Annotated in this window: 24 protein-coding genes; 11 read left to right on the forward strand and 13 right to left on the reverse strand. The window is 70.8% G+C overall.

Translation table 11 applies throughout. The annotated features are described in order from the left end of the window. Positions 1–83 precede the first annotated feature (83 nt). From AB0I69_RS23255 to glnT, 7 genes are all read right to left on the reverse strand, one after another. A complete protein-coding gene (locus tag AB0I69_RS23255; protein ID WP_363097563.1) occupies positions 84–1265 on the reverse strand; it encodes a GDSL-type esterase/lipase family protein in 1182 nt (393 codons plus the stop codon). Positions 1266–1337: 72 nt separating this feature from the next. After that, on the reverse strand, positions 1338–1985 hold the full coding sequence (locus tag AB0I69_RS23260) for an XRE family transcriptional regulator (protein ID WP_363097564.1): 648 nt from the start codon (positions 1983–1985) through the stop codon (positions 1338–1340). A gap of 53 nt (positions 1986–2038) precedes the next feature. Continuing rightward, positions 2039–3130: an FAD-dependent oxidoreductase gene (locus AB0I69_RS23265; protein ID WP_363097565.1), complete on the reverse strand. Its 1092-nt coding sequence runs from the start codon at positions 3128–3130 to the stop codon at positions 2039–2041. Continuing rightward, complete coding sequence (locus AB0I69_RS23270; protein WP_363097566.1) at positions 3127–4455, reverse strand: FMN-binding glutamate synthase family protein; 1329 nt, start codon at positions 4453–4455, stop codon at positions 3127–3129. The genes AB0I69_RS23265 and AB0I69_RS23270 overlap by 4 nt, the downstream gene beginning before the upstream one ends. Before the next feature lie 16 nt (positions 4456–4471). After that, complete coding sequence (locus tag AB0I69_RS23275) at positions 4472–5164, reverse strand: glutamate synthase (protein ID WP_363097567.1); 693 nt, start codon at positions 5162–5164, stop codon at positions 4472–4474. Next, positions 5152–6027: a glutamine amidotransferase gene (locus AB0I69_RS23280; protein ID WP_363097568.1), complete on the reverse strand. Its 876-nt coding sequence runs from the start codon at positions 6025–6027 to the stop codon at positions 5152–5154. The genes AB0I69_RS23275 and AB0I69_RS23280 overlap by 13 nt, the downstream gene beginning before the upstream one ends. 43 nt (positions 6028–6070) lie before the next feature. Further along, positions 6071–7447: a type III glutamate--ammonia ligase gene (gene glnT / locus AB0I69_RS23285; RefSeq protein ID WP_363097569.1), complete on the reverse strand. Its 1377-nt coding sequence runs from the start codon at positions 7445–7447 to the stop codon at positions 6071–6073. 222 nt (positions 7448–7669) lie between these two features. Here glnT and AB0I69_RS23290 point away from each other — a divergent pair, with 222 nt between their 5' ends. Continuing rightward, the gene (locus tag AB0I69_RS23290; protein WP_363097570.1) at positions 7670–8428 is read left to right on the forward strand and encodes an SDR family oxidoreductase; all 759 of its coding nucleotides are present in this window, start codon (positions 7670–7672) and stop codon (positions 8426–8428) included. A gap of 195 nt (positions 8429–8623) precedes the next feature. Continuing rightward, positions 8624–9988: an FAD-dependent oxidoreductase gene (locus tag AB0I69_RS23295; protein ID WP_363097571.1), complete on the forward strand. Its 1365-nt coding sequence runs from the start codon at positions 8624–8626 to the stop codon at positions 9986–9988. 65 nt (positions 9989–10053) lie between these two features. Here the strand turns inward: AB0I69_RS23295 and AB0I69_RS23300 are convergent, their stop codons facing one another. Both AB0I69_RS23300 and AB0I69_RS23305 read right to left on the reverse strand, forming a co-directional pair. Further along, positions 10054–10611 (reverse strand): dihydrofolate reductase family protein, encoded by a 558-nt coding sequence (locus tag AB0I69_RS23300; protein ID WP_363097572.1) that lies wholly within the window; start codon positions 10609–10611, stop codon positions 10054–10056. Positions 10612–10685: 74 nt separating this feature from the next. Continuing rightward, entirely contained in the window at positions 10686–11792 is a 1107-nt protein-coding gene (locus tag AB0I69_RS23305; protein WP_363097573.1) for a sigma-70 family RNA polymerase sigma factor, read from the reverse strand. On the opposite strand from AB0I69_RS23305, the gene AB0I69_RS23310 reads away from it, so the two are divergent. The 6 genes from AB0I69_RS23310 (at position 11703) to AB0I69_RS23335 (ending at position 17422) form a co-directional block, all read left to right on the forward strand. Continuing rightward, the gene (locus tag AB0I69_RS23310; protein WP_363097914.1) at positions 11703–12614 is read left to right on the forward strand and encodes a DUF1152 domain-containing protein; all 912 of its coding nucleotides are present in this window, start codon (positions 11703–11705) and stop codon (positions 12612–12614) included. The two genes, AB0I69_RS23305 and AB0I69_RS23310, sit on opposite strands and share 90 nt — an antisense overlap. 151 nt (positions 12615–12765) lie before the next feature. After that, positions 12766–13776, forward strand: a complete 1011-nt coding sequence (locus AB0I69_RS23315; RefSeq protein ID WP_363097574.1) for a substrate-binding domain-containing protein — start codon at positions 12766–12768, stop codon at positions 13774–13776. A 3-nt stretch (positions 13777–13779) separates the two neighbouring features. After that, positions 13780–14796, forward strand: a complete 1017-nt coding sequence (locus tag AB0I69_RS23320) for an ABC transporter permease (protein ID WP_363097575.1) — start codon at positions 13780–13782, stop codon at positions 14794–14796. A gap of 62 nt (positions 14797–14858) precedes the next feature. After that, positions 14859–15689: an ATP-binding cassette domain-containing protein gene (locus AB0I69_RS23325; protein WP_363097915.1), complete on the forward strand. Its 831-nt coding sequence runs from the start codon at positions 14859–14861 to the stop codon at positions 15687–15689. Further along, the gene (locus tag AB0I69_RS23330; RefSeq protein ID WP_363097576.1) at positions 15686–16381 is read left to right on the forward strand and encodes a nucleoside/nucleotide kinase family protein; all 696 of its coding nucleotides are present in this window, start codon (positions 15686–15688) and stop codon (positions 16379–16381) included. The genes AB0I69_RS23325 and AB0I69_RS23330 overlap by 4 nt, the downstream gene beginning before the upstream one ends. A 9-nt stretch (positions 16382–16390) precedes the next feature. Beyond that, complete coding sequence (locus AB0I69_RS23335; RefSeq protein ID WP_363097577.1) at positions 16391–17422, forward strand: LacI family DNA-binding transcriptional regulator; 1032 nt, start codon at positions 16391–16393, stop codon at positions 17420–17422. Positions 17423–17453: 31 nt separating this feature from the next. Here AB0I69_RS23335 and AB0I69_RS23340 read toward each other — a convergent pair whose 3' ends face one another. The 3 genes from AB0I69_RS23340 to AB0I69_RS23350 all read right to left on the reverse strand — a co-directional run bounded on the left by AB0I69_RS23340 (position 17454) and on the right by AB0I69_RS23350 (position 21398). Continuing rightward, a complete protein-coding gene (locus AB0I69_RS23340; RefSeq protein WP_363097578.1) occupies positions 17454–19532 on the reverse strand; it encodes a SpoIIE family protein phosphatase in 2079 nt (692 codons plus the stop codon). Between the two features lie 71 nt (positions 19533–19603). Beyond that, complete coding sequence (locus AB0I69_RS23345; protein WP_363097579.1) at positions 19604–20779, reverse strand: DUF2306 domain-containing protein; 1176 nt, start codon at positions 20777–20779, stop codon at positions 19604–19606. A gap of 88 nt (positions 20780–20867) precedes the next feature. Then, a complete protein-coding gene (locus AB0I69_RS23350) occupies positions 20868–21398 on the reverse strand; it encodes a PadR family transcriptional regulator (protein WP_363097580.1) in 531 nt (176 codons plus the stop codon). 245 nt (positions 21399–21643) lie between these two features. On the opposite strand from AB0I69_RS23350, the gene AB0I69_RS23355 reads away from it, so the two are divergent. From AB0I69_RS23355 to AB0I69_RS23365, 3 genes are all read left to right on the forward strand, one after another. After that, a complete protein-coding gene (locus AB0I69_RS23355; protein WP_363097581.1) occupies positions 21644–22075 on the forward strand; it encodes a hypothetical protein in 432 nt (143 codons plus the stop codon). A gap of 274 nt (positions 22076–22349) precedes the next feature. After that, the gene (locus AB0I69_RS23360; RefSeq protein WP_363097582.1) at positions 22350–23552 is read left to right on the forward strand and encodes a hypothetical protein; all 1203 of its coding nucleotides are present in this window, start codon (positions 22350–22352) and stop codon (positions 23550–23552) included. 241 nt (positions 23553–23793) lie between these two features. After that, positions 23794–25065, forward strand: coding sequence for an alpha-L-fucosidase (locus AB0I69_RS23365; RefSeq protein WP_363097583.1), 1272 nt, complete (start codon positions 23794–23796; stop codon positions 25063–25065). Positions 25066–25107: 42 nt separating this feature from the next. On the opposite strand, the gene AB0I69_RS23370 is transcribed toward AB0I69_RS23365, so the two are convergent. Continuing rightward, positions 25108–25905, reverse strand: a complete 798-nt coding sequence (locus tag AB0I69_RS23370) for a helix-turn-helix transcriptional regulator (RefSeq protein ID WP_363097584.1) — start codon at positions 25903–25905, stop codon at positions 25108–25110. Positions 25906–25962: the final 57 nt, after the last annotated feature.

Consider the following 25962-nt stretch of genomic DNA (forward strand, 5'->3'; position numbering starts at 1 on the left):
CCGGCCTCCGACGCGTTGACGATCCCTGTGCTGCCGCGCAGCCTAGCGAGCGGACGGGCCCGCGACCAGACCGGCGCCGCCGCTCATGCCCGGAGGCTGAACGGTCCGTCCGTGGCGAAGGCCAGCGCGGCGAAGCGTTCGGCGATGCGGCGGTGTGTCTCGGCGTCCGGGTGGAGCCGGTCGGGCAGGGGCAGTTCGGCGAAGTCCTGCTCGCCGTAGAGTTCGCGGCCGTCGAGGTGGTGGAGGTGGGGATCGTCCGCCGCGCGTTGCCCGACGATGCGGGCCAGTGCGTCGCGGATGACGTTGAGGGTGAGCTTGCCCGCGGCCCGTTCGGCGGGGTCGCCGAGGGCGCAGAACTCCAGTTTCCCCTCGCCGAGAGCGGCGAAGTCGAGGACACAGGGTCCCGGGGTGTCCTCGTGCATCGGGCACAGGATGGGCGAGACGACCAGCAGCGGAGTGGTCGGATGCCCTTCTCGGACGGTGTCGAGAAAGCCGTGCACGGCTGGGCCGAAGGCGCGTAGTCGCATCACGTCGGCGTTGACCAGGTTGATGCCGATCTTGACGCTGAGCAGGTCCGCGGTGGTGTCCCGCAGGGTGCGGGCGGTGAACGGGTCGAGCAGGGCGTTGCCGCCGAGACCGAGGTTGATCAGCTCCACCCCGCCCAGGGTGGCGGCGAGCGCCGGCCACGTCGTGGTGGGACTCGCGGCGAACGAGCCGTGGCTGATGGAACTGCCGTGATGCAGCCACACCCTGCGGCCCCGGTCCGGTACGGGCTCGACGGGGGCGTCGGTGCGCAGGGCCACCAGGTGCGTCATCTCGTTGTACGGCAGCCAGATCTCGACGTCCTTCTCCCGGTCGGGCAGGCCGGTGAAACGGACGGTGCCGACCGGGCCGGGCCGGTTCTCCACGGACCAGGTCGTCATGTCCACCATCAGGACGTTGCCCCCGGTCACGCTGGCCCGGCCGGCGAGCCGCCCGTCGACGAGCAGGTCGTACACGCCGTCCGGGCCGGTCGGGACGCCTTGGTAGGCCGTCTTGGTGCGCAGTGTGTCCAGCTCTACGGCGGTGGCCCGGGTGCGGAACACCAGCCGTATGCCCGAGGGCTGGGACTCCGCCATCGCCAGCTGCCCGTCGGCGCACTGGGCGCGGGCCCGGGCGGGCAGCCGGTGCGGCAGCAGCCCGTGCTCGGTGCGCTCCAGGTCGAGCGCACCGCGCAGGAGGTCCGGGGTGAGGGGAGTGACGGTCCAGTCTCTTGCCGAGTCCATGGTTCCCACCTGTCCACGGAACACCTGATCCGCACATCGCCGTCGCCCGACCGCGGTCCGGGCGGAGGTGGCTCAGTCCCCTGTGTGGTCGCCGTAGGCGGTGACGGACAAGAAGCGGATGGGGAGTTCGATCAGTTCCTGGGGGCCGTGCGCGCCCTCGCCGTCGAGCTGGAGGGCGTCGCCGGGGCGCATGGTGTAAGCCGCCTCCCCGTGGCCGTAGAGCATGACGCCTTCGAGCATGTAGAGCAGTTCGGTGCCGGGGTGCTGGAAGAGGGGGAAGACCTCGCTGGACTCGGTGAGGGTGACCAGGACGGCTTCCATGCGCTTGTGCGGGCCGCGGAGGGCGCCGAGGAGTTCGTAGAGGTGGCCGACCCGGCTGCCGCGGCGGACGATCTGGGCGCCGTGGCCGGAGGGGACGTAGACGGCCTCGCGTTCGGTGTCGACGCCGCGGAAGAGGGCGGTGACGGGCACGTTCAGGCCGGTGGCGAGGCGGCCGAGGGTGGTGAGGCTGCACGAGGTGTGCGCGTTCTCGATCTTGGAGAGCATCGCTTTCGAGATGCCGACCCGGGCCGCCATCTCCGCCACCGACAGTCCGGCCGCGATCCGGTAGCGGCGTACCTGGCGGGCGATGGCGGTCTCCAAGTCCACTGGCCCGTCGGCCTGTTCGGGGGTGATCTCCCGGTCGGGCAGCGCGGCTGCCTGGTCGTGGTCGGTGCCCATGCCGGTCATTCTGCCTGATGGGCCCGTGTTTGCCGGGAGTTGCGGGTCGGTGGTCAACGGCTCAGGGCGAAGCGCGGGTGGGGCTCGGTGCGGCCCAGGGCGAGGTCGGCGGCCATCCTGCCGATCAGGGGGGTGAACTTGGCGCCGTGGCCCGAGCACGGGGAGACGACGACGAAGGGGCCTGTCCGGTCGAGGACGAAGTCCTCGTCGGGGGTGGTGGTGTAGAGGCAGCTGGCCTCGGCGACGGGGGTGGGGTCGAGGCCCGGCAGAGTGCGTGCCACCCACTCGGTGACCTTGTGGCGCGAGGCGGGGTCGATGGTGCCGGTCCGGGTGTCCGCGGTGGTGGGGGTGCCTTCGTCGTGCTGAGCGACCTTGAGCGCCGGGAGCGGGCCGGCGTCGCTGCCGGAGGGGAGGCCGTAGAGGTTCAGTTCGTCCTTGTGGACGAAGACGGGCCAGTTCGCCGACGGGTCGCGGCGGCGAAAGTGGAAGACCTGCTGCTGGGTCACCCGGAGGGGTGGCAGGGGCTCGGAAATGCCGAGCGGGGCGGCGAGTTGGGGCAGCCAGGCGCCGGACGCGACCACGACCGTGTCGGCGACGAGGCTGGGGCCGTCCGTGCGCAGCGTCACGCGGCCGTCCTCGCGGATGTCCGCGCCGGTGACGCGGACGCCGGTGCGTACACGGGCGCCCAGTTCGGCGGCCCGCCGTACCGCGGCGGCCACCGTCGCGTCGGCGTCGACGGTGCCCGCGTCCGGGTGGTGGAGCACGGGGCCGTCGAAGCGGAACTGCGGCCAACGGCCGGTTGCTTCGGTCGCGGTCAGCAGTTCGTGCGGTACGGCGGCTGCGGCCAGGAGGCCCGCGATGCCCTCCGCGTCGCGGCCCGCGCCGAAGTCCAAGCCGCCGGTGGGACAGAGCAGTTGGGCGCCTGTGTCATGCTCCAGTTCCTGCCAGAGTTCGCGGGCCTCGCCGGTCAGGCGGACATAGAGGGGGTCGGCGTAGGCGCGGCGGTAGATGCGCGAACTGCCGTGGGAGCTGCCGTACTTGTGGCCGATGTCGTACGCCTCGACGATCGTGACCTCGTGGCCCTGCCGGGCGAGTTGCCAGGCCGTGGCCGCGCCCATCAGGCCTGCTCCTACGACGGCGATCACAGGGCGGCTCCGGAAGTGCCTGGTATCCAGTCGGTGCCGGCGAGAGGGACGCGGGCCATGGCGGCGGACTCGATGGTCAGGGCGACGAGGTCTTCGGGTTCCAGGTGGTGGAGGTGGGCCTTGCCGCAGGCGCGGGCGAGGGTCTGGGCCTCCATGGTGAGGACGCGGAGGTAGTTGGCGAGTCGGCGTCCGCCCTCGACCGGGTCCAGGCGGGCGGCGAGTTCCTCGTCCTGGGTGGAGATGCCGGCCGGGTCACGGCCGTCCTGGAAGTCGTCGAAGTAGCCTGCTGCGGAACCGAGTTGACGGTACTCGGCGTCGTGCCGGGGGTGGTTGTCGCCGAGGGCGATCAGGGCTGCGGTGCCGATGGCGACGGCGTCAGCGCCGAGCGCGATGGCCTTGGCGACGTCGGCGCCGGTGCGGATGCCGCCGGACACGATGAGCTGCACCTCGCGGTGGACGCCGAGTTCCCGAAGTGCCTGCACCGCCTGGGGAATCGCGGCAAGGGTGGGGATGCCGACGTGCTCGATGAACACCTCCTGGGTGGCCGCGGTACCGCCCTGCATGCCGTCGACGACCACGACGTCGGCGCCCGCGTGGACGGCGAGCTTCACGTCGTAATAGGTGCGCGTGGCGCCGACCTTGACGTAGATCGGCTTCTCCCAGTCGGTGATCTCGCGCAGTTCGCCGATCTTGATGGTGAGGTCGTCGGGACCGGTCCAGTCGGGGTGACGGCAGGCGCTGCGCTGGTCCACGCCGACCGGCAGGGTGCGCATCCCGGCGACCCGGTCGGTGATCTTCTGGCCGAGCAGCATGCCTCCGCCGCCGGGCTTGGCGCCCTGGCCGAGGACCACTTCGATGGCGTCGGCCTTCCGGAGGTCGTCGGGGTTCATGCCGTAGCGGGACGGCAGGTACTGGTACACGAGGTGCTTGGACTGGCCGCGTTCCTCCGGGGTCATACCGCCGTCGCCGGTGGTGGTGGAGGTGCCGGCCGCGCTCGCCCCACGCCCCAGCGCTTCCTTGGCGTTCGCGGACAGGGCGCCGAAGCTCATGCCGGCGACGGTGACCGGGATGTCCAGGTGCAACGGGTACTTGGCGTTGCGGGTGCCGAGGACGACGTCGGTGTCGCAGCGCTCGCGGTAACCCTCAAGCGGGTAGCGGGACATGCTGGCGCCGAGGAAGAGCAGGTCGTCGAAGTGCGGGAGGGGGCGTTTGGCGCCCCAGCCACGGATGTCGTAGACCCCGGTTGCGGCGGCCCGTTGGATCGCGTGGATGGTGGCGCGGTCGAAGGTGGCCGACTCGCGCAGGCCGTGCGATGCGAAGTCCATGAATGTTGCAACTCCCTCAGTACGCCGTCGAGTTGTCGACCTTGAAGTGGTACAGCTGCCGGGCCGAGCCGTAGCGTCGGAAGTCGGCCGGGTCCGCGTCGCACTCCGCCGCCTTCAGCAACTCGGCAAGTTCCGTGAGGTGTTCGTCCCGCAGCTCCTTCTCCACGCAGTCCGCGCCGAGGGACTTGACCGTGCCCTTGACGTAGATACGGGCCTCGTAGAGGGAGTCGCCGAGGGCGTCACCCGCGTCGCCGCAGACCACCAGTCGGCCCGCCTGCCCCATGAAGGCGCTCATGTGGCCGACGTTCCCGCCGACGACGATGTCGACGCCCTTCATCGAAATCCCGCACCGGGCGGCCGAGTTGCCCTCGATGACGAGGAGTCCGCCGTGTGCGGTGGCCCCGGCGGACTGGGAGGCGTCGCCGCGTACCCGGACCGTGCCGGACATCATGTTCTCGGCGACGCCGACACCGGCGTTGCCGTGCACGGTGACCGTGGCGCGCTGGTTCATGCCGGCGCAGTAGTAGCCGACGTGGCCCTCGATGTCGACGGTCACCTCGTCCTTGAGACCGCAGGCGACGCTGTGGGCACCTCGGGGGTTCAACACCCGCCAGGATGCGGCTGGTTGGGGAGCGTGAAGCGCCTGGTTGAGGTCGCGGACGGTGGAGGCCGCGAGGTCGACGACTTCCGCCCCGGTCAGCGCTGCCATACGTACACCTCTTCCGGCTCGGGTTCGAAGATGCGGGCGTGCTCGATACCCGGCAGGACGTCCAGGGCGCGGTACTCGGAAGCCATCGCCACCCAGGCATCGGTCTCGGCAACAAGAGCGGGCTTGCAGGCGATGGCGTCACGGACCACCGCGAAGGAGTCGGTGGTGGAGACCAGCAGCGTGTAGAAGCCGTCGAAGCGCTCGCACAGCAGCCGCAGCGCCTTCTCCAGGTCGGCGCCCCGGGCGAGGTGGTGGGCGACGAAGCGGGCACCGACCTCGGAGTCGTTCTCGCTGTCGAACTCGACGCCCTGGGCGCGGAGTTCGCGCCGGATGGTGGCGTGGTTGGCGAACGACCCGTTGTGGACCAGGCATTGACCGGGCCCGACGGAGAAGGGATGCGCACCCTCGGAGGTGACGGCCGACTCGGTGGCCATCCGGGTGTGACCGACGCCCTGGTGGCCGGTCACTCCGGCGAGCCCGAACGACTCGGCCAACTCGACGGGATTTCCGGTGCCCTTGAGGACGGCGAACCCCTCCCCCGAGCCGATGACGGTGGCCCGCGGCAGCGCGGTCGCGATGGCGGCGAGCAACTCGGCGACCGGCGACTCCGCATGGACGACCGTCGTAGCGTCGGCGGCTACAACCACCGCGTCCGGCAAGGCGGTTGACGCCTCCTCCAGGGTCACTCCCAGCAGCGAGACGACAGCGCGCCCCGGCGGTGACAGCCGCGGGTCGCCGTACACGGCTACGCCCGCCGAGTCGGGGCCGCGTTCCACGACCTGGCCCAGCATGGCGGTGAGCAGTTCACCGAGCCGGGGTTCAAGGGAGGGCTCACGCAGATGGAGCCCGACGATTCCGCACATGCGGCTCTCTTCCCACGAGGAGGAATGCGGAGGAACGGATGGGTCAGAAAGCGGTGAGGTAGCGGTCCAACTCCCAGGCGCCGACAGTGCCGTGCCAGTCGAAGAACTCCTGGCGCTTGACCTCGCCGAAGTACTCGCTGACGCCGGGGCCCGCCGCGTCGAGGGCGCCGCCGATCACCGGGTCGGCGGCCAGTGCCTCCACGGCGTGCAGCAGGGTCGGCGGGAGTTCGGGGCGGGACGCGGTGGCCGCCGCGTCTCCCGGTTCACCGGGGTCGAGGGCGCGCTCGATGCCGTCGAGCCCTGCGGCCAGGGCCGCGGCTGCCGCGAGGTAGGGGTTGGCGGAACCGTCGCCGCCGCGCAGTTCGACGCGGTTGCCGTCGGGGACGCGGATGAAGTGGGTCCGGTCGTTGCCGCCGTAACCGGCCTTGCGGGGCGACCAGGTGGCGCCCGAGCGGGTGGAGACCGCGCCGGTGCGCTTGTACGAGTTGACGGTGGGCGCGATGACCGCCTGGAGGGCGCGGGCGTGGTCGAGGATGCCGCCGACGAAGGAGTAGGCGAGCGGGGAAAGGCCGAGGCCGCGAGCGTCGGAGGCGTCGGGGAAGGCGGGCTCGCTGCCCCGCCACAGCGACAGGTGCATGTGCATCCCGGAGCCGGTGCGGTCGGTGAACGGCTTCGGCATGAACGTGGCTGTCATGCCCCGCTGTTCGGCCAGCACCGACACCAAGTACCGCATGGTGATGACCCGGTCGGCGGTGGTGAGGGCGTCGGCGTAGGCGAAGTTCTGCTCGAACTGGCCGTTGCCGTCCTCGTGGTCGTTGGCGTAGTTGCCCCAGCCTAGGGAGTTCATCGCCTTGGATACGGCGGTGAGGTGGTCGTACATGCGGGTCAACCCGCGGGCGTCGTAACAGGGTTGGGCGGCGGTGTCGCGGCTGTCGGCGACGGTGAGCGTGCCGTGTTCGTCGCGGTGGACGAGGAAGTACTCGATCTCGGCGCCGACCGCGAGCGACAGTCCGAGTTCGGCGGCACGGGCCAGTACGGCGCGCAGGATGATGCGGGGCGCGTACGGCCAGGGTTTGCCCTCGACGTGCGGGTCGCAGTGCACGAGGGCGAGGCCGGGGCGCACGAAGGGCAGCGGGGTGTACGAGGCGGGGTCCGGGAGCGCGATGACGTCCGGGTCGCTGGGCTGCTGGCCGAGCGCGCCGGCGGCGTAGCCCGCGAACCCGACCCCGTCCGACTGGAGTTCTTCGACCGCCTCGACTGGGACGAGTTTGGCGCAGGGCTTGCCCGCGAGGTCGACGAAGACGGCCAGGACGAACTCGATGCCGTCCGCGCGGACTTGGGCGGCGAGATCGGGTGCGGGGTCGGCTGCTGGTGCCGGGTCGGTGGTCGTGGGCGGTGCGGCTGCGGTGTCCATCGCCATGGGAGGCTCCCGGCATCCAGGTGTTTCCTGATGTGAATCTCGATTTCCCATCAGGAAACTCCGTTGCGATTACGGCCCCGTTTCCCGCAGGGAAGCACCCTGTTGCCGGTTCCGGGCGCCCCACGTCCGACAGATCGACGATCTCTCTTCACGGATATGGCGTTCTCATATTTCGATAGGTAGCCTCTCATTTGTTCGCCACGTCTCGCCGGGGAGGCCGTCATGGCAGGCACGATGCAGGGCAAGGTCGCCGTGATCAGCGGAGGTTCGACCGGCGTGGGGCGGGCCGTCGGATCGTTGCTCGCCGAGAACGGGGCGCAGGTGGTCCTGCTCGCCCGGCGCGCCGACCGGCTGGAGGCAGCCGCGCGGGAGATGGAGGGGGCAGTGCTGACGATCCCGACCGACGTCAGCGGCGGCGACAGCGTCCGATCGGCGTTCGCCCAGATCGAGGAGCGGTTCGGGCGGGTGGACATCCTGGTCAACAGCGCCGGTGTCGCCCGCATCCGCGCCATCGAGGAGACCGCCGACGACGACATCCACGCCTGTATCGGCACCAACCTCCTGGGCCCGATCCACACGATCCGCTCGGCGGTGCCCCTGCTGCGCGCGGCGGGAGGCGGCGACATCCTGAACATCTCCTCCGAGATCACCCTGGACCACATGCCGCTGATGGCGATGTACGCGGCCAGCAAGCACGGCCTGAACGGCTTCACCGCCGCGATGCACAAGGAACTGCGCGGCGACGGCATCCGGGTCGCCTTGGTGATCCTCGGCTCGATCTCGGACAGCGCGTTCTACGAGAACTTCCCCGGCGAGGACCGGCAGCGCGCCGCACCGGTGTGGGAGGCGGACGGCTATCTGGCCAGGGTGGGCGCCATGAAGCCGCTCCCCTCCGCGACCGTCGCCCGGGTCATGTTCCAGCTGCTCAGCACACCGCCCGAGGTCGCCCAGGACGTGGTGCACATTCGCCCGGCAGGCTGAGGGCCCCGGCCCGAGCCCCTGCGCCACACCCCGGTCGCCCCGTGCCCAGCACTCCGAACCGAACCGCACGCCCGCCTTCGCCACCCCATAAGTCGGCCTTATGAGGTCATAGACCGGACCCGCATACCGACTTAGGCATGCCTTAGCTTAGGCTTCCCGTCGAGTCGCTTGTCATCGCTCGAAGGGAACCTGATCATGCCGCGCCCCCTGCGGGTAGCCATCGTCGGAGCCGGCCCCGCCGGGATCTACGCCGCCGACGCCCTGCTCAAGTCCGAGGTGGCCGCCGAACCAGGCGTGTCCATCGACCTCTTCGAGCGGATGCCCGCGCCCTTCGGCCTGATCCGGTACGGCGTCGCCCCCGACCACCCGCGCATCAAGGGCATCATCACCGCCCTGCACCAGGTCCTGGACAAGCCGCAGATCCGCCTCTTCGGCAACATCGACTACCCGACCGACATCAGCCTCGACGACCTGCGCAGCTTCTACGACGCGGTGGTCTTCTCCACCGGCGCCACGGCCGACCGCGACATGTCCATACCGGGCATCGACCTGGACGGTTCCTACGGCGCCGCCGACTTCGTCTCCTGGTACGACGGCCACCCGGACGTGCCGCGCACCTGGCCGCTTGAGGCCGAGAAGGTCGCCGTTCTCGGTGTCGGCAACGTGGCTCTCGACGTGGCCCGCATCCTCGCCAAGACCGGCGACGAGCTGCTGCCGACCGAGATCCCGCCGAACGTCCACGAGGGCCTCAAGGCCAACAAGGCCCTCGAAGTCCACGTCTTCGGCCGCCGCGGCCCGGCGCAGGCGAAGTTCTCCCCGATGGAGCTGCGGGAGCTGGACCACTCCCCCAACATCGAGGTCATCGTCGACCCCGAGGACATCGACTACGACGAGGGTTCGATCACCACCCGGCGCAGCAACAAGCAGGCCGACATGGTCGCCAAGACCCTGGAGAACTGGGCGATCCGCGATGTCGGCGACCGCCCGCACAAGCTGTTCCTGCACTTCTTCGAGTCCCCGTCCGAGATCCTCGGCGAGGACGGCAAGGTCGTCGGCCTCCGCACCGAGCGCACCGCTCTCGACGGCACCGGCAACGTCAAGGGCACCGGCGAGTTCAAGGACTGGGACGTCACCGCGATCTACCGCGCGGTCGGCTACCTCTCCGACAAGCTCCCCAAGCTCCCCTGGGACATCGACTCGGGCACGGTCCCGGACGAGGGCGGCCGGGTCATCCAGGAGACCGGCGAGCACCTGCAGTCGACGTACGTCACCGGCTGGATCCGGCGCGGCCCGGTCGGCCTGATCGGACACACCAAGGGCGACGCCAACGAGACAGTCGCCAACCTGCTCGACGACCACGTCAACGGCCGTTTGCACACGCCTGTTTCGCCCGACCCGGAGGCCGTGGACGCGTTCTTCACCGAGCGCGACGTCCGGTACACCACCTGGGACGGCTGGTACCGACTGGACGCCGCCGAGAAGGCGCTGGGCGAGCCGCAGGGCCGCGAGCGCGTGAAGATCGTCGAGCGTGAGGACATGCTCAGGGCGAGCGGCGCCTGATCCGCGCTCCCACACAGTGGAAGTCGGGGGCCCGGCGGTCACGACCGCCGGGCCCCTCGCGCATGTCAGCGCGTCGCCCTCCCGTACCGCGCGAACACGGTGTGTCCCGCCTTCTCGATCTCCTGGCACTCCAGGTGGACGGGCGGACCGCCCGCCGGGAAGAGCTGTTCGCCGGTGCCGAGGATCGTGGGGAAGGTGATCAGCCGGTACTCGTCGACCAGGTCCTCCGCCATCAGCGTGTGTACGACGCCCAGGCTGCCGATGACGATCACGTCCCGCTCCTCGCGTTTCACGGCATCCACGAGGTCGCCGTCGAGGACGCTCGAATTCGCCCAGGCCGACACATCGGTCAGGGTGCGGGACGCGACCAGTTTCGCCCCTGCGTTCATCCGTGCGGCGAACGGCTCGTCGCGGCCCGGCCACAGCCGCGAGAACGCCTCCCAGGTGTTGCGGCCGAGCAGCATGACCCCCTCGTCGAGGGTGCTGCCCAGCCGGAACTTGTCGCCGCTGATCTCCTCGCGGCCGTAGCGCAACATCCAGCCCCCGTTCGGGGTGCCGGCGGACCCGTCGGGGTCGGACACGATCCCGTCCAGGGTGGTGAACTGAATGACGATGACGCTCATGACGGTTGTCCTTTCGGTCGGTGCTCACCGGTACGTACCGGCGGCGTCGGCCGAACTCATCGCTGCGGATACGGTCAGTCCGAGGAAATCCGTTGCGGCAGGTCGAAAGCCTCAAGAACCCGCGGATCGGTGAAGACCACGTTGCGGGTGATGCGCCCGCCGGTGACTGTGAACACCTGAAGGCTGTGCAGCCGGCGGTCCGCGCCGTCGGGGTCCCGCGCGTACGCGGCGAGCGCGGGCTGCCCGTTGGCGACGAGTCGCCTCAACGACCAGTCCGTGCCGCGGAGTTCGAAGACCCGGCGCATGAACGCGCCGTAGTGCTCGGTCCCCCGGAACCAGAGCGGGACCGGCGGCATCTCCAGGACCACGGCGTCGGCCAGCAGCCGTACCAGGGCGGGGACGTCGGCCGCCTCGAACGCTCTCAGGTAGCGGTCGACCACCTCGCGTGCCTCGGGGTCGTCCGGTTCCGCGACCGCGTCGCCGTCGCCGACGTCCGTGAGGGCGGCGCGGGCGCGCTGGAGTGTGCTGTTGACGGCCGCGACGGTGGTGTCGAGCTGGTCGGCGACCTCGGCGGCGCTGAACTGCAGCACCTCGCGGAGCACGAGCACCGCCCGCTGCCGAGCAGGCAGCCGCTGCAGGGCGACGACGAGGGCGAGCCGCATGTCCGCCCGCACCTCCACGTCGTAGCGCGTGTCGGGAAACGGCTGCAGCCAGGGGATGTCGGTCGCCGGGACGAGCGGTGTCCCGGGGTCCTCGCCCGGTGCGCCGAGGCCGGACGGCAGCGGGCGGCGCGCCCGTCCTTCGAGCGCGGTGAGGCACACGTTGGTGGCGATGCGGTACAGCCAGGTCCGCACGGACGCGCGCGCGGGGTCGTACCGGTCGCGGGCCTTCCACGCGCGCAGCATCGTCTCCTGCACCAGGTCCTCGGCCTCGTGGAAGGAGCCCAGCATCCGATAGCAGTACGCCACCAACTCGCCCCGGTACGACTCGAAGTCCACCCGCCCATCATGGCGTAACGGGACTGCTGGCGTCCCTCGGTGTTCTCTCTCCTCGAACCCCCGTTCTTCAGCCGCCTGCGCGACGCGCGCCGGATTCTCGTCGCCTGTGCGGGCGGCGGCTTCGACATCTACGCAGGGTTGCCGCTGGCCCTCGCCCTGCGCTCGGCCGGCAAGGAGGTGCATCTCGCCAACCTGTCCTTCGCCGACCTGTACGGCCTCGACCAGGACGTATGGGTGGACCGAGACGTCGCCGCCGTACGCCCCGGCACGGAGGCTCGGGGCGACTACTTCCCCGAGCGGTCCCTCGCCCGCTGGCTCGACCGGCAGGGCATGCCGTCCACGGTGTACGCGTTCCCCCTGACCGGTGTACAGCCGCTGCGGGACGCGTACCGCACGCTGATCGGGCATCTCGGCGGTGTCGATGCCGTCGTGCTGGTCGACGGCGGCACCGACATCCTGATGCGGGGTGACGAGCACGGGCTGGGTACGCCGGAGGAGGACATGGTCAGCCTCGCGGCGGTGAACGGGCTCGACGAGGTGCCGATGCGGTCGGTGGCGTGCCTCGGCTTCGGCATCAACGCCTATCACGGGGTCAACCACTCGCTGGTCCTGGAGAATCTGGCCGCGCTCGAACGCGAGGGTGCCTACCTCGGCGCGTTCTCCCTGCCGCGCGAGAGCCGCGAGGGGCAGCTGTACCTCGATGCGGTGGCCCACGCCCAGGAGTGCACGCCGGGGCACCCGAGCATCGTCAACGGTTCCGTGGCGGCGGCCGTGCGCGGGGACTTCGGAGACGTCCGTTTCACCGAACGCACACGCGGCGGCGAGCTGTTCATCAACCCGCTGATGTCTCTGTACTTCTGCGTGGACGCGCCGGGACTCGCGCGCCGCAACCTCTACCTCGACCGGCTGGAGCGGACCGCGCTCATCCGGCAGGTCAGCTCGCTCATCGAGGAGTTCCGCGACGAACTGCCCCGGCAGCGGCCACCGCGCGCCTACCCCCACTGACCGCCTGAAATCGACCGCCTCCTTCACCGAAAGGGCACACGACAAGCACCGCAAAGCTTTGCGCAATGCCTATGCAGACGCGTTTCGACCGGCTAGCTTGTGCGGCAGCCCGCAGGTCGACGGAGACTTGTACGGCCGAAAGGAGCAGATCATGGGACATCTGCGTCTCCCCGCAAGAGTGCCGGTCATCGCCGTGGCAGGAGCGGCCCTGCTGGTCGCCGGGTGCACGTCGACCAAGAGCGGCGGGTCCGACACCAGCGCCTCCTCCGGTGGCAAGGTCTCCATCGGGCTGGTGACCAAGACCAACTCCAACCCCTACTTCGTCAAGCTGCGCGAGTCCGCGCAGGCCGAGGCGGACGCGAAGGGGGCCAAGCTCATCGCCCTCGCAGGCAAGTTCGACGGTGACAACCAGGGGCAGGTCGACGCGATCAACAACCTGGTCACCCAGGGCGTCAAGGGCATCCTCATCACCCCGAGCAACTCCACCGGCGTACTCGGCGCCATCAAGGCCGCCCGCGACAAGGGCATCCTCGTCATCGCGCTGGACACCGCGACCGATCCGGCCAGTGCAGTGGACGCCACGTACGCCACGGACAACGAGGCCGCGGGCGTCAAGCAGGGCAAGTACGTCAAGGCCGCCCTGGGCAGCAAGAAGCCCGCCGTCGTCCTGCTCGACGGCACGCCCGGCTCCACGGTGGACGACCTGCGGCACAAGGGCTTCCTGGAGGGCTTCGGCATCACCGGCAGCTCCTCGGAGATCAAGGGAACCGCCGTCACCAACGGCGACCAGACCAAGGCGCAGACCGCGATGGAGAACCTGTACCAGCGCGATCACGGGATCAACGCCGTCTACACGATCAACGAGCCCGCCGCCGCCGGCGCGGCTCAGGCACTGAGCGGCAAGACCGGTGTCGTCATCGGTTCGATCGACGGCTCGTGCACGGGTGTGGGCAACGTCAAGAGCGGCAAGTTCGCCGCCACGGTCATGCAGTTCCCGAAGAAGATGGCGCAGGACGGCGTCGACGCCGTCGTGAACTTCGCCAAGACGAACAAGAAGCCCTCGGGGTTCGTCGACACCGGGTCCCAGCTGATCACCGACAAGCCCGTCTCCGGACTGGACTCCAAGGACACGGCCTGGGGTCTGAAGAACTGCTGGGGCTGATCCGTGACCACCACGCACACCTCCCCCGCGCCGCCCGAGGCCCCCGCCGCCCGGCCCCCGGGCAAGACCCTTCTCGCGCGGCTGATCGGCAACGCGGCGGCGGGCCCGCTGGCCGCCCTGGTCATCGCCGTCGTCGTGTTCGCGCTGACCACCGACACGTTCTTCAACCTCGACAACGGGTCGCTGATCGTGGAGCAGTTCCTGGTCGTCGGCACGCTCGCCCTCGGCCAGACCCTCATCATCCTGACCGCCGGCATCGACCTGGCCAACGCGGCCATCATGGTCCTGGGCACCCTCGTCATCGCCAAGCTCGGCCAGCACTCCATGCCCGGGGGCCTCGCCCTCCTTGTCGGTGTCCTGTTGTGCACGGCCATAGGCGCCGTGTCCGGCACCTTGGTGACCCGGCTGCGGCTGCCTCCCTTCATCGTCACCCTCGGTGTGCTCAGCGTGCTGACCGCGACCGGCCAGCTGTTCGCCAACGGCGAGAGCTTCGCCGTCACTTCCGGTGTGCTGACCTTCCTGGGCAAGCGCTCCTACCTGTTCGGCCAGATCGAGGTCACCAACGGCATGGGCGTCGCGATCGTCCTCATCGTCGGCCTGTGGTTCCTGCTCACCCAGACGTCCTGGGGCCGCAACGTGTACGCCGTCGGCGACGACGAGGAAGCCGCCCGGCTGACCGGCATCAACACCCGGCGCACCCTGCTGAGCGTGTACGTCCTGGCCGGGTTCGTCTACGCAATCGCCGCCTGGCAGGCGCTGGGCCGCATCCCCAACGCCGACCCGAACGCCTTCCAGACCGGCAACCTGGACAGCATCACCGCCGTGGTGATCGGCGGCACCAGTCTCTTCGGCGGGCGCGGCGGCATCCCCGGCACCGTGCTGGGCGCCCTGGTCGTCACCGTCCTCACCAACGGGCTGACCCAGGCCGGCATCGACAGCCTGTACCAGCAGGTCGCCACCGGCATCCTCGTCATCGTCGCCGTCGCCGTCGACCGTGTGGTCCGCAGGAGGGCAGCATGAACCAGCCCCGATCGGACGCCGCGTCCGCCCAGGCGCCCGCGTCGCCCACCGCCGACGTGGTGATGCGCGCGAGCGGACTGGTCAAGCGCTACGGCAATGTCGTGGCCATCAACGAGTCCGACTTCGAGATCCGCGCCGGTGAGGTCCTCGCCGTCGTCGGGGACAACGGTGCGGGCAAGTCGAGCCTGATCAAGGCCCTCACCGGAGCCCTCGTCCCGGATGCGGGAACCGTCGAACTGGACGGTCGGCCGGTCCACTTCCACGGGCCGCGCGACGCCCGCGCGGCCGGCATCGAGACCGTGTACCAGACCCTCGCCGTCGCCCCGCAGATGGACATCGCCACGAATCTCTTCCTCGGCCGGCCGCTGCGCCGTGAGGGTTTCCTCGGCTCGGGACTGCGGATGCTCGACCACAAGAGGATGCGTGCTCAGGCGGCCGAGCAGCTCGACCGGCTCGGCATCGCCACCATCCAGGACATCACCCAGCTGGTCGGCACCCTCTCCGGCGGCCAGCGGCAGGCGGTGGCGGTGGCCCGGGCGGCCATGTTCGGCACCCGGCTGATCATCATGGACGAGCCGACCGCGGCCCTCGGCGTGCGGGAGTCCCGTCAGGTCCTGGACCTCATCGCCCGGATCCGCGACCGGGGCGTCCCCGTCGTCCTCATCAGCCACGACATGCCACAGGTCTTCGAGATCGCCGACCGCATCCATGTGCACCGACTGGGCAGGCGCGTCGCGGTCGTCACGCCCAGGACGTGCACGATGACCGAGGTGGTGGGCCTGATGACCGGTGCCCTCCAGATGGGAGCCGACGGCACACTCCTGGAAAGCACGACGCAGCACATGCCCGAGGAGAGGCCCGCCTCCCACCACCCGTCGGAGTCCCCCGAATGACGATCACCGGCAGCGACCGCACCGACGGGGACACCGGCCCGGGCAGCACCCCGCTCTACGGGAACCCCTCCCTCGACGCCCTCACGGAGCGGGCGCTGCGTCTGGCCCGGGACGGCCGGGCGCTCCTCGGCATCGTCGGGGAGCCCGGCGCCGGCAAGTCCACGTTCGCCGAACAGCTCTTGGCCCGGCTGGAGAAGGAGCAGCCGGGGCGGGCGGTCGCCGTGTCCATGGACGGGTTCCACCTCGCCCACAAGGTCGTCGAAGCCCGGGGGCAGGTGGCCGGCAAGGGCACGATCGACACCTTCGACGCCGACGGCTTCCTCGCCCTCCTGCGCCGTACCCGCGCCGAGACCGAACACACCGTGTGGTGGCCGGAGTTCGACCGCGACCTCGAAGACGCCGTGTCGGGGGCGATCGAAATCGCGCCACACCACCGGCTGGTCGTCGTGGACGGCAACTTCCTCCTGGCCACGCGGGATCCCTGGCGGCAGGCCAGGGAGTTGCTGGACGAGAGCTGGTTCCTGGACGCCCTCCCGGAGCCCCGCCGCGAGCGGCTCATCCGCCGTTACATCAGCTACGGCTTCACCCCGGAGGCCGCACGCGCGAAGGCCCTCGGAGTCGACGAGGACACCAGTGTCCTCATCCGCAGCACGGTCTCACGGGCGGATCTCGTGCTCAGTGAGCTTGGATAAGATCCGGACATGGCAGGCAGAGCACCCCGACAGACACCCACCATGTCCGACGTGGCCCGTCGGGCGGGCGTATCCGTGTCGACGGTGTCGCATGTGCTCAACAAGACCCGCCCGGTCGCGTCGGCGACGGTACGCAGCGTGCTGGATGCCGTCGCCGAGACCGGCTATGTTCCCGACCCGGTGGCCCGGGCCCTGGACAGCACGGGGTACGGGACCATCGGTCTGGCCATGTCCGCCCTGTCCAACCCTTATTTCAGCAACGTCGTCCACGGGATCGACCGGCACGCCTCGGCGGCCGGGTACTCGGTGCTGATGGCGGACACCCACGACGAGGCCGACACGGAGATCAAGGCGGTCAGCGAACTCCTGCGCCGCCGGGTCAGCGCGATCATCCTGGCCGCCTCCGGTGACGGGGCCCAGGCCATCCGGTACGCCGACAAGGTCGATGTCCCCGTCATCGCCATCGACCGGTTCGTTCCCGCCGCCGTCGACCAGGTCGCCGTCGACAACACCGAACCCACCGCGATCCTCGTGGACCATCTGGCCTCCGTCGGACACACGCGCATCGCCATGATCGTCGGACGTGACGGCCTCACCACCACCCTTGAGCGCCGCGACGGCTACCGGCTCGGACTGCGCCGCAACGGCATCGAGGCCGACCCGTCCTACGAGGCGGACGGCGACTCCAGCGAAGAGGGTGCGGAGGCGGCCATCGGACGGCTCCTCTCGCTCCCGGAGCCGCCCACGGCGCTGGTCGTGGGAAACAACCGCATGACGATCGGTGCCATGCGCGCCCTGCGCGACGCCGGTCTGACGGTCCCCGGTGACGTGGCCCTCGTGTCGTTCGACGACTTCGAGTGGGCCGACCTCTTCCACCCGCGGCTGACCGCCATGGCCCAGCCCGCCCTGTCCATCGGCGAACAGGCCGTCTCCATGGCCCTGTCCCGGATCACCTCCCCCACGCTGCCGCCGCGCAAGGTCACCATCAACCCGGCGTTCATGCACCGCGAATCCTGCGGCTGCCTGCCTTCCGAGTCCTGACGGACGACGGATCACCGTCCGGCCGGACCGGTCAGGCAGTGGTCGGTGTCAGCGCCTGTTCGGCCCAGATGGTCTTGCCGGTCGCGGTGTGCCGGGTGCCCCAGCTGGTGGTGAGCTGGGCGACCAGGAGCAGACCCCGGCCCCCTTCGTCGTAGATCCGCGCCCTGCGCAGATGAGGCGAGGTGGAGTTGCCGTCGGAGACCTCGCAGATGAGCGTACGGTCGTGGATCAGGCGGAGTTGGATCGGCTCGGCGCCGTAGCGGATCGCGTTCGTGACGAGTTCGCTGACGACCAGTTCGGTGACGAAGCCCTCCTCGGTCAGTCCCCAGGCGTCCAGTTGGGCGGCGGCGAGTCTTCGGGCCTCGGAGACGACCTCGAAGTCGGCTGCCAGGTCCCAGACTTGGACGTGGTCGGCGTCGAGGGCCTTCGTGCGCGCCAGTACCAGGGCGACGTCGTCGCCCGGGTGCTTCGGCAGCAGGGCGGACAGCACCTGGTCGCAGCGGTCCTCCAGTGTGGACCGCGAGCTCGCGAGCGCCTGTCGCAGCCGGGCGATGCCGACGTCGGGGTCATGGTCGGCGGTCTCCACCAAACCGTCCGTGTACAGGGCGACCAGCGTGTCCTGCGGCAGTTCGATCTCGGTGGTCTCGAAGGGCAGGCCGCCCACTCCCAGGACCGGGCCGACGCTGATGTCGACCAACTTCGTGGTGCCGTCCGGCAGGACGAGGACGGGAGGAGGGTGGCCGGCACTCGCGGCGGTCAGTGTGTGCGAGACGGGGTCGTAGACGGCGTACAGGCAGGTCGACCCGGTCTCACCGGCGCCACCCCGGCCGCCGTTGCCGTCGTCGCCGAGGCGCAGGACCAGGTCGTCGAGGTGCGCGAGGAGTTCGTCGGGTGGAAGGTCGACGTCTGCGAGGGTCTGCACCGCGGTGCGCAGGCGTCCCATGGTCGCGGAGGCCTGGATGCCGTGGCCGACGACGTCGCCGACCACCAGGCCCACCCGCGCGCCGGAGAGCGGGATGACGTCGAACCAGTCCCCGCCGACGCCGGCCCGCGAGTCGGTGGGCAGGTAGCGGCAGGCGACGTCCACCGCGGACTGCGGGGACGTTCCGCGCGGCAGGAGGCTCTCCTGGAGGGTGAGCGCGGTGGTGCGTTCACGGGTGTACCGGCGGGCGTTGTCCACGCAGAGGGCGGCTCGGCCGGCCAGTTCCTTTGCCAGGGCGAAGTCGTCCTGGGTGAAGGTGTCGGGCCGGGTGCGCAGGAGCACGGCGACACCGAGCGTGGTGCCACGGGCGATGAGCGGTACGGCCATCAGTGAGGTGACGACGAAGCCACGCATCTTCTCGGCCCGCGCCGGCACGCTCGCGATCCAGCGGTCGAAGTCCGGGTCCCCGCTCCCGCTGAGCACCGGCCTGCCCGTGTGCAGGGCGCGTGCAGGTGGGGAGTACGGCGGGTACGCGTCGGTGGTGCCCAGGCCGATGACGGCCTCGGGGGTTCCCTGCTCGGTGGACAGATGCGCGACCCGGCGGAGCAGCACGGTCGCGTCCGGGCTGTCGCCGGCGGGTTCCTCGCCGTGCATCACCGCTTCCAGCAGGTCCACGCTCGCGAAGTCGGCGAACCGCGGGACGACCAGCTCGGCGAGTTCCTGCGCGGTGCGGCCGAGGTCGAGGCTCGTGCCGACCGAGACCGCGGCCTCGTCGAGCACCGCCAGGCGCTGCCGCGCCCAGTGCTGCTCGCTGCTGTCGAACCCGGCCATCCCGACCGCGCACACCTCCCCGTGCGCGTCCCGGACCGGCCACAGTTCCAGGTTCCAGGCGTGCTCGCGGATTCCGGACGGAGCGCGGGTGTAGCTCTCGTAGTGCGCGGGCTTGCCCGTCGCCGCCACGTCGCGCAACGCCTGCAGCGTGCCCAGCTGGTCGACGTCCTCCGGCAGCCCGTACGGGAAGGGGTGGCCGCGCAGGGCCTCCTCGCCGAGCCCCATCACCTCGCAGGCAGCCTCGTTGAGCCGCAGATACCGCTGCGCGGCGTCGAACATCGACATCGAGAACGACGCCTGGCGAAACGCACGCTCCACCAGCGCGCGCTCGTCGTCGTCCCCGCGCGAGGGCTCCATGGGATCAGTGTGCTCCCCTGCCCGGACGCCAACAACCGGGCGCCTTGCGTACCGGCGGAGCCCCTGGTGGGCTACGCGGCCGGTGCGGACAAGCGGGGCGCAGTGGGCACGGTGGTGGCGGTGCGCTTCAGCAGTTCAAGGCCGTGGATGACGCGCAGGCTCACGACAGCGGTCGCGGCGAACGCGAGCATTCCGCAGCCGATGGCGACGCCGGCGGACAGCGCCGTCAACCGGTCGAGTCCGAGGCCGTGTTGGAACACCGGGGCGGCGCCGGTCGACAGCACCGGGGCCAGGCACAGGGCCGTCAGATGCAGCCGCCACTCCTCCCTGGCCCAGAGGCGTCCCTGTCTGCCGGCGCGGCGGGCGCAGAGGGCCATCACGGCGTAACCGACCGCGTAGGGAAGGAGATAGGCCCACAGCAGTCGCCGTCCGGTCGCGCCGAGGTCGAGGTAGGAGCGGGCGATCCACACCAGGGCGACCGCTCCGGCGAGGTGCGCCGCGGCGAGCACGGGCAGTGGCACCCAGGACCCCGACACCCCGTCGACCGCCGTACGCCGGTCACGGACACGCGCGGCGATCAGCGCGCCGAAGACGACCACCGAGCCGAGGTGCATGATCGCCACCTGGTTGATCTGCTCCATGGTGAGGCCGGGCAGGAGCCGGGGCAGGAAGCCCCATTCCAGGCGCAGCAGGGGTGCGGTGAGGAGGAATCCGTAGCAGAGCAGCATCCACCGCTGGTGCAGGTCGAGGAGTCCACGGACCGCGGCGAGGATGCCGAGGGTCACGCTGAGGACGGTGCCGACCAGGAGGGTGGCGAGCACGATCCAGAACGCCGGGCCGCTGAACGCGTCCTCGGGGGCCGTGCGCGCCAGGTAGATCCCGGCGCCCGCCATCGAGACGTACACGGTGACGGCGAAGACCACGCCGAGTGCGCGGTGCAGGCGGGTGCGGCGGCGCGAGGCGGTGAGGAGCTGGGCGGGGCCGAGCAGCATGAGCGCGCCGCCGAGCACCGAGTGCACGATCATCGGTACGAGGCTGTGCCGGTAGGGGGCGACCCGGTCGGCGAGGGCGTCGGTGACGTAGCGCGGATTGACGACGCGGCCCATGACCCATTCGCCGAGGGCGGGGGCGCCGGGGCGGGCGTACGGCCACAGTTCGGTCATCGCGATCGGCGCGTACGCCACGCACACGACCGTCACCGCGATCATCGCGCCGCGGCGCCAGGTGCTGTTCGTCGGACGGCGCACTGCGGCCCCCTGCCGGCTCGTGGCCTCGACCCGGCCAGTGATGGTCCCGTTTGGACTATCGAGACCGTAGAGGCCGTCGCCGCCGGGGTCAACGGTCCTGCGTGCGTTCGTCCCGGTGCTGGACCCATCCCCAGAAATCGACCATCATCCGCTCGTACCGGATGCCGAACTCCAGCGCCTCCCGCTGGCCCGGGGTCAGTAACTCGCCCGCGCTGTCGGCGAGTTCCTCGTAGCCGTGCAGGGTCTTCTCGTGCTCGCCGAGCTGGACCGGGGCGAGGACGTCGGGCCGGCCGCCGAACCACAGTTTGAGGATGCCGCGCTCCCTGGCCTCGACCGGCACGAACTCCGGGTCGTCGAGCCAGCGCCCGAGGACGGCCCGGCCCTGGTCGGTGAGCGTCAACACCCGGCGGTTACGGCCGCTTTCCTGCCGTACCTGCGACAACAGCCCGGCCTCCAGCAGCCGGTCGCACTGCGCGTACACCTGGGCGTGCGGCACCGACCAGAACGGCGCGACCGTGCGGGCGGCCTCCACCTTCACGTCGTACGGGCTCGCCTCGCCCAGTCTGTCGATGATGCCGAGGACGAGGAACGAGGGCGTGGTCAGCCGCGCGTCAGCCATGCGCCGACCGTATCGCGGTGTCGAACGAATACTTGAGGGCCGTAAATGCTGTGAACTGCCCCACGACGGGTAGTTCTTAACTCAGCACCTCCTCCGCGTGAACACCTCCACCCAAAGGAACTGTGGCCTTGGCTCTCGCGTACCCTGACGCCCCATCAGCCCGCAGGCCCGGGCGTACCTGGACTATTCGCATCACAGGTCACCGCGACCGTACCGCGTCGGTCAGCTGCTCCTCCGGGTGCGGCATGCCCGCCCGGTCGCGTGACATCGCGGCCCTGCGCCGCTTCGCCGAAGCCCATGCGGCGGCCCATGTCAGAGCGGCGACCGTACGCCCCGACGCGGCCTGCGGCTGCCGTCGGCAGCGGTGCGCGGCGCACGAGGGGACCCGGGTCGACTGCTCGGGCTCGGTGCTCCTCGTGCTGCGGCACGATCCCGCGGTCGGCCAGGTGTGGACCCTGGTCGAGGTCTGTGCGGCCTGCGCCGCGCGGATGACGCACACCCGTGTCGTCGGCCGGCCCCTGCCGCGCACCCGCCCGCCGCGCGAGGAGACGGTCGTCCCCCTGGAGGCTCCCGCCACCACGAGCGCGCGTTCGGTTCCGGCCGGATTCAGTGCGCCCGCGCCCGAGGCGGGCCTCCAGTCCCGGCCGGGCGCCGTGGACGGGCGCCGGCGGCGGTGAGGGCCGGTGGCACACGGACGGGACCCACCCCGAGCGGATGGTGGGCGGGTCCCGTCCGCCCCACCATTCTGCGGACCGGGGCATGTCAAAGGCACGCGTGAAACCCGGCCACCCGGAGTGGACCGATCACACCCCGCGCGTATGCTCACGCGGTATCGCGGGAAATTCGGGCATACGAGACTCTCCGACCCCCGCTCCACCCCCCGCTCGACCCGCCAAGATCTCCCACGGTGATACTGGTGGGCCAGCATCGCTCCCGCCCGCAGATTGGCTTATGTCGAACTCCTCCACAGCTCCGCCCACGATCCCTCACACGGTGTGGCTGGCTCGCGGCCGCCACGTCGGGTCCGAGGACGCCGCGGATGTCGTACGGCGACAGTTGCAGCGACTCAAGGACCGCGAGGTCATCGACGACCACCTGGAACCGGACGAGGACTCCGGTCAGGATCAGGTCCATGCCTCCCGCGAGCCGGTCTTCGAGGCGCGGTGGCGGGTCGAGGGCACGGTCACCGTGCGGGCGCGGCTGACGTTCCCGCCTGCTCCGGAGCCGGGTTCGGGCGCTGCCGGCTCCGTTTCGGCCGAGGGGCGGGAGTGGGTCCTGGTCGCGGAGGCCGAGCGGGTCTGGGATCCTCGGTGGCCCTCCCCCGCGACCATGTTCTGGCCCGAGGACGCGGACACCGGCTGGGACCGTGCGCCGGTCCCGGGTCTGCGCTTCCGGGAGGTCAATCCGCTGCCTTCCGACGAGAAGGAGCTGCGGCGGCTGTTCAGGAGCTGCGCGCAGGACGGCTGGAGCGTGCACGTCGTCGTGCACGAGGCGATGACCCCGGACGCGCACGGTCGGCTGCCCCTGGCCCGGCTGCTGCCCGCGAGTCTCCGGCACCGCGTGGTGGAGCATCGGGCCACGCCGGACCAACTGCGGTCCGTGAACTGGGCGTTGCTGCGCGAGTTCGACTTCCAGGTGCCGCGCGGCGGTGCCGTGGTGCTGCCCACCAACCCCGCGGCGCCCGGCTACGACGTACGCGACTTCTCCGTGCGCAGCGTCTTCCTCGACGGCTCCGAGCCCACCGAACTCGTGGACGTGCTGTGCCGCTACGCCGCCTCGCCGCGCCCGATGCCGGAGGGCGCCGAAGCGGCCGTCACCGCGCTGCGCGAGCAATGGCGCCTGATGACGCTGGAGGAGGAACTGGCCCGGGAGCGCAGGCTCGTGGCCATGTACGCCGAGGCGCTGGAGGCGATGACCAAGTCCCGGGACCTGTACCGGGAGTCCGCGGACCGGGCCAACGAGGCGCTGGCGGCGCTGCGCGAGTCCGGAGGTGCCGCCGTGCCCGGGGAGCCGCCCGAGTCGACCGGGTCGCCGTTCCAGCGGACGTTCGGCCGGTTCAGGAACGCGACGAAGGCGCTGCGTCCCGCGGCACCGGCCCCCGGCGAACGTGATGATCCGCCGCGTGACGGTGGCCGGTCGGCCGAGGAGCGGTAGGCGGTCGCCGCCGAGGCAGCGGATCCGAGGGAAGCATGCGCAACTCCGTGACAAGGCCGAGGCGTTGCGCGCTCCCCCGTCGGCACGCGCGGTCGGCGACCAGGATTCCTTGTCCCCGGACCCGGCTTCCGCCCTCGGCCATGCCGAAGGCCTACGCAGCGCAGTCCCGGTGGTGAAAATGGACCACCAGTGGTGATCACCGCCCACGCGCCCTCCGCACCCGCCGACCTAGCTTGGCGGCATGCCGATGCAACCCTGGTTCCGCGATGCCAAGTTGGGCATCTTCCTCCACTACGGGATCTACGCCGTCGACGGTGTCCCGGAGTCCTGGTCGTTCTACACGGGTCAGGTCCCGCACGACCGGTACATGCGGCAGCTGGACGGATTCACCGCCGCGCACTACGACCCGCGCGCCTGGGCCCGGCTGTTCGCGCGGGCGGGTGCCAGATACGCGGTGCTGACCGCCCGGCACCACGACGGGGTTGCCCTGTGGGACTCGGCCCACGGCGACCTGGACGTGGTCCGCCGCACCCCGGCCGGCCGCGACCTGATCGGGCCCTACGCCGACGCGCTGCGCAAGGAGGGTCTCAAGGTCGGGCTCTACTACTCGCACTCCGACTGGAACCACCCCGACTACGCCAGCACGGTGCACCCGCACCCGCCCGACGAGGAGATACGCGCCAACCCGTACGCCTCCGCACGCCCCGGCCACGAGGACCCGGCCGCCTGGGCCCGCTATCTCGCCTACCGCGACGGACAGGTCGGCGAGTTGGTCGACCGGTTCCGGCCCGACCTGCTGTGGTTCGACGGCGAGTGGGAGCGCAGCGAAGAGCAGTGGGGCATGCGGGAGTTGGCCGAGCTGATTCTCGCCGGGAACCCGGACACCGTCCTCAACGCCCGCATGCTCAGCCACGGCGACTACGCGACACCCGAGCAGGGGGTGCCGTTGCAAGCGCCGGACGGGCCTTGGGAATTGTGCCTGACGGTGAACGACTCGTGGGGTTTCCAGCACGGGGACCAGCACCACAAGTCGGTGCGGCAGCTGGTGCGTTACTTCACGGAGACGATCGGGATGGGCGGCAATCTGCTGCTCGACGTGGGCCCGAGGGAAGACGGGACGATAACGCCCGCGCAGACGGAGCGACTTGAGGGGCTCGGCGCGTGGATCGCCCGGCACTCCGAAGCGGTGTACGGCACGATCGCCGGACTGCCCGCCGGGCACCACTACGGCCCCAGCACCCTCTCCGCCGACCGCCGCACGCTGTACCTGGTGTGCTTCGATCCGCCGCGCGAGTCGGTGTCGGTGCGCGGCCTGCGTACGCCAGTCAGGCGGGTCACGGTTCTCGGCACCGGCGCCGAACTCGGGCACGACGTCATCGGCGGGCTCGGTGACGTGCCGGGCGTGACCTGGATCGACGCCCCGGGCGCGGCAGACGTGGACGAGCGGGCGACAGTCCTGGCGGTCGAGCTGGACGGGGAGTTGGACCTGTACCGGGGCGCGGGCCGGGATTGACGTCCGCGGTGCGGGACCGGCCCGTGGGGGTGCGGGTCCGCTTCACGCGGTGCCGGCGCGAACCGCCCTGGGCGAGGCGCCCAGTTCGCGTCGGCATGTCTTGTTGAAGGCCTGTAGATCGCCGATGCCGACGGCGGCCGCGACCGCGGGGATAGACAGGGTCGACTCCCGCAGCAGATGCCGTGCGCGTTCCATGCGCCGGTGCCGGATGTAGGCGACGACCGTGGTGCCGGTCTCGCTGCGGAACAGGCGGATGAGGTGGTTGTGCGAGACGCCTGCCGCGTGCGCGACTTCGGGCACCGTCAGAGGTGCCGTCAGGTGCGACTCGATGTGCGCGACGGCCAGGGCGAGAGCGGGGTGGGGGCCGGTGGTCCCGTCGGCGGCCGGGGTCGCCAGGTCCGCCACGCGCCACAGCACCGTCCACAACTCCGCGGCGGCACGGGCCGGGTTGCGCGGTGCCGCCGCGACGGCCCGCTGCATGAGGTCGGTCAGCACCGGCGTCTGCGTACCGGCGTCCTGCATCACGGGAACGGTCAACCGCTCACCGGCCGACGGGAGTTCCAGGTGGGCGAAGAGATGCTCGGATCGGCCCCGGTAGTGGAACCGCACCAGCGCGCCGGGCGGCACCAGGCTCACATGGCCGGGTCTGATCTCGTGCGCCACCCCGTCGACGGTCAACTCCGCCTCGTAGCGGTACAGGTGCAACTGCCAGAGGTCCGGCAGCCGGAACACGTCACGCGGGCTCACCGTGCCGTGCACCCCGACGCCGAGGCTCGCCACGCGTGGTGGGGCGTCGAGCCCGATCCGTACGTGGGTTCCCTTCCCGATGGTCGCGCTCACGGTGAAAACGTACCAGTGCCCGGCGGGCGGTCGGCGACTGTCAATACTCTTCCGGGC

It is taken from the genome of Streptomyces sp. NPDC050508 (genome assembly GCF_040655155.1).
Taxonomy (GTDB): Bacteria; Actinomycetota; Actinomycetes; order Streptomycetales; family Streptomycetaceae; genus Streptomyces.

Bases quoted from the DNA above. Each gene is read 5' to 3' on its own strand.
- AB0I69_RS23315 (WP_363097574.1), top strand. From the start codon at position 12,766: ATGGGACATCTGCGTCTCCCCGCAAGAGTGCCGGTCATCGCCGTGGCA.
- AB0I69_RS23290 (WP_363097570.1), top strand. From the start codon at position 7,670: ATGGCAGGCACGATGCAGGGCAAGGTCGCCGTGATCAGCGGAGGTTCG.
- AB0I69_RS23270 (WP_363097566.1), bottom strand. From the start codon at position 4,455: ATGGACTTCGCATCGCACGGCCTGCGCGAGTCGGCCACCTTCGACCGC.
- glnT (WP_363097569.1), bottom strand. From the start codon at position 7,447: ATGGCGATGGACACCGCAGCCGCACCGCCCACGACCACCGACCCGGCA.
- AB0I69_RS23360 (WP_363097582.1), top strand. From the start codon at position 22,350: ATGTCGAACTCCTCCACAGCTCCGCCCACGATCCCTCACACGGTGTGG.
- AB0I69_RS23300 (WP_363097572.1), bottom strand. From the start codon at position 10,611: ATGAGCGTCATCGTCATTCAGTTCACCACCCTGGACGGGATCGTGTCC.
- AB0I69_RS23305 (WP_363097573.1), bottom strand. From the start codon at position 11,792: ATGCACCTCCTTGCCGGCCGAGCGCAGGGCGAGGGCCAGCGGCAACCC.
- AB0I69_RS23255 (WP_363097563.1), bottom strand. From the start codon at position 1,265: ATGGACTCGGCAAGAGACTGGACCGTCACTCCCCTCACCCCGGACCTC.
- AB0I69_RS23350 (WP_363097580.1), bottom strand. From the start codon at position 21,398: ATGGCTGACGCGCGGCTGACCACGCCCTCGTTCCTCGTCCTCGGCATC.
- AB0I69_RS23275 (WP_363097567.1), bottom strand. From the start codon at position 5,164: ATGGCAGCGCTGACCGGGGCGGAAGTCGTCGACCTCGCGGCCTCCACC.
- AB0I69_RS23365 (WP_363097583.1), top strand. From the start codon at position 23,794: ATGCCGATGCAACCCTGGTTCCGCGATGCCAAGTTGGGCATCTTCCTC.
- AB0I69_RS23260 (WP_363097564.1), bottom strand. From the start codon at position 1,985: ATGGGCACCGACCACGACCAGGCAGCCGCGCTGCCCGACCGGGAGATC.
- AB0I69_RS23330 (WP_363097576.1), top strand. From the start codon at position 15,686: ATGACGATCACCGGCAGCGACCGCACCGACGGGGACACCGGCCCGGGC.
- AB0I69_RS23325 (WP_363097915.1), top strand. From the start codon at position 14,859: ATGCGCGCGAGCGGACTGGTCAAGCGCTACGGCAATGTCGTGGCCATC.
- AB0I69_RS23340 (WP_363097578.1), bottom strand. From the start codon at position 19,532: ATGGAGCCCTCGCGCGGGGACGACGACGAGCGCGCGCTGGTGGAGCGT.
- AB0I69_RS23355 (WP_363097581.1), top strand. From the start codon at position 21,644: ATGCCCGCCCGGTCGCGTGACATCGCGGCCCTGCGCCGCTTCGCCGAA.
- AB0I69_RS23295 (WP_363097571.1), top strand. From the start codon at position 8,624: ATGCCGCGCCCCCTGCGGGTAGCCATCGTCGGAGCCGGCCCCGCCGGG.
- AB0I69_RS23280 (WP_363097568.1), bottom strand. From the start codon at position 6,027: ATGTGCGGAATCGTCGGGCTCCATCTGCGTGAGCCCTCCCTTGAACCC.
- AB0I69_RS23335 (WP_363097577.1), top strand. From the start codon at position 16,391: ATGGCAGGCAGAGCACCCCGACAGACACCCACCATGTCCGACGTGGCC.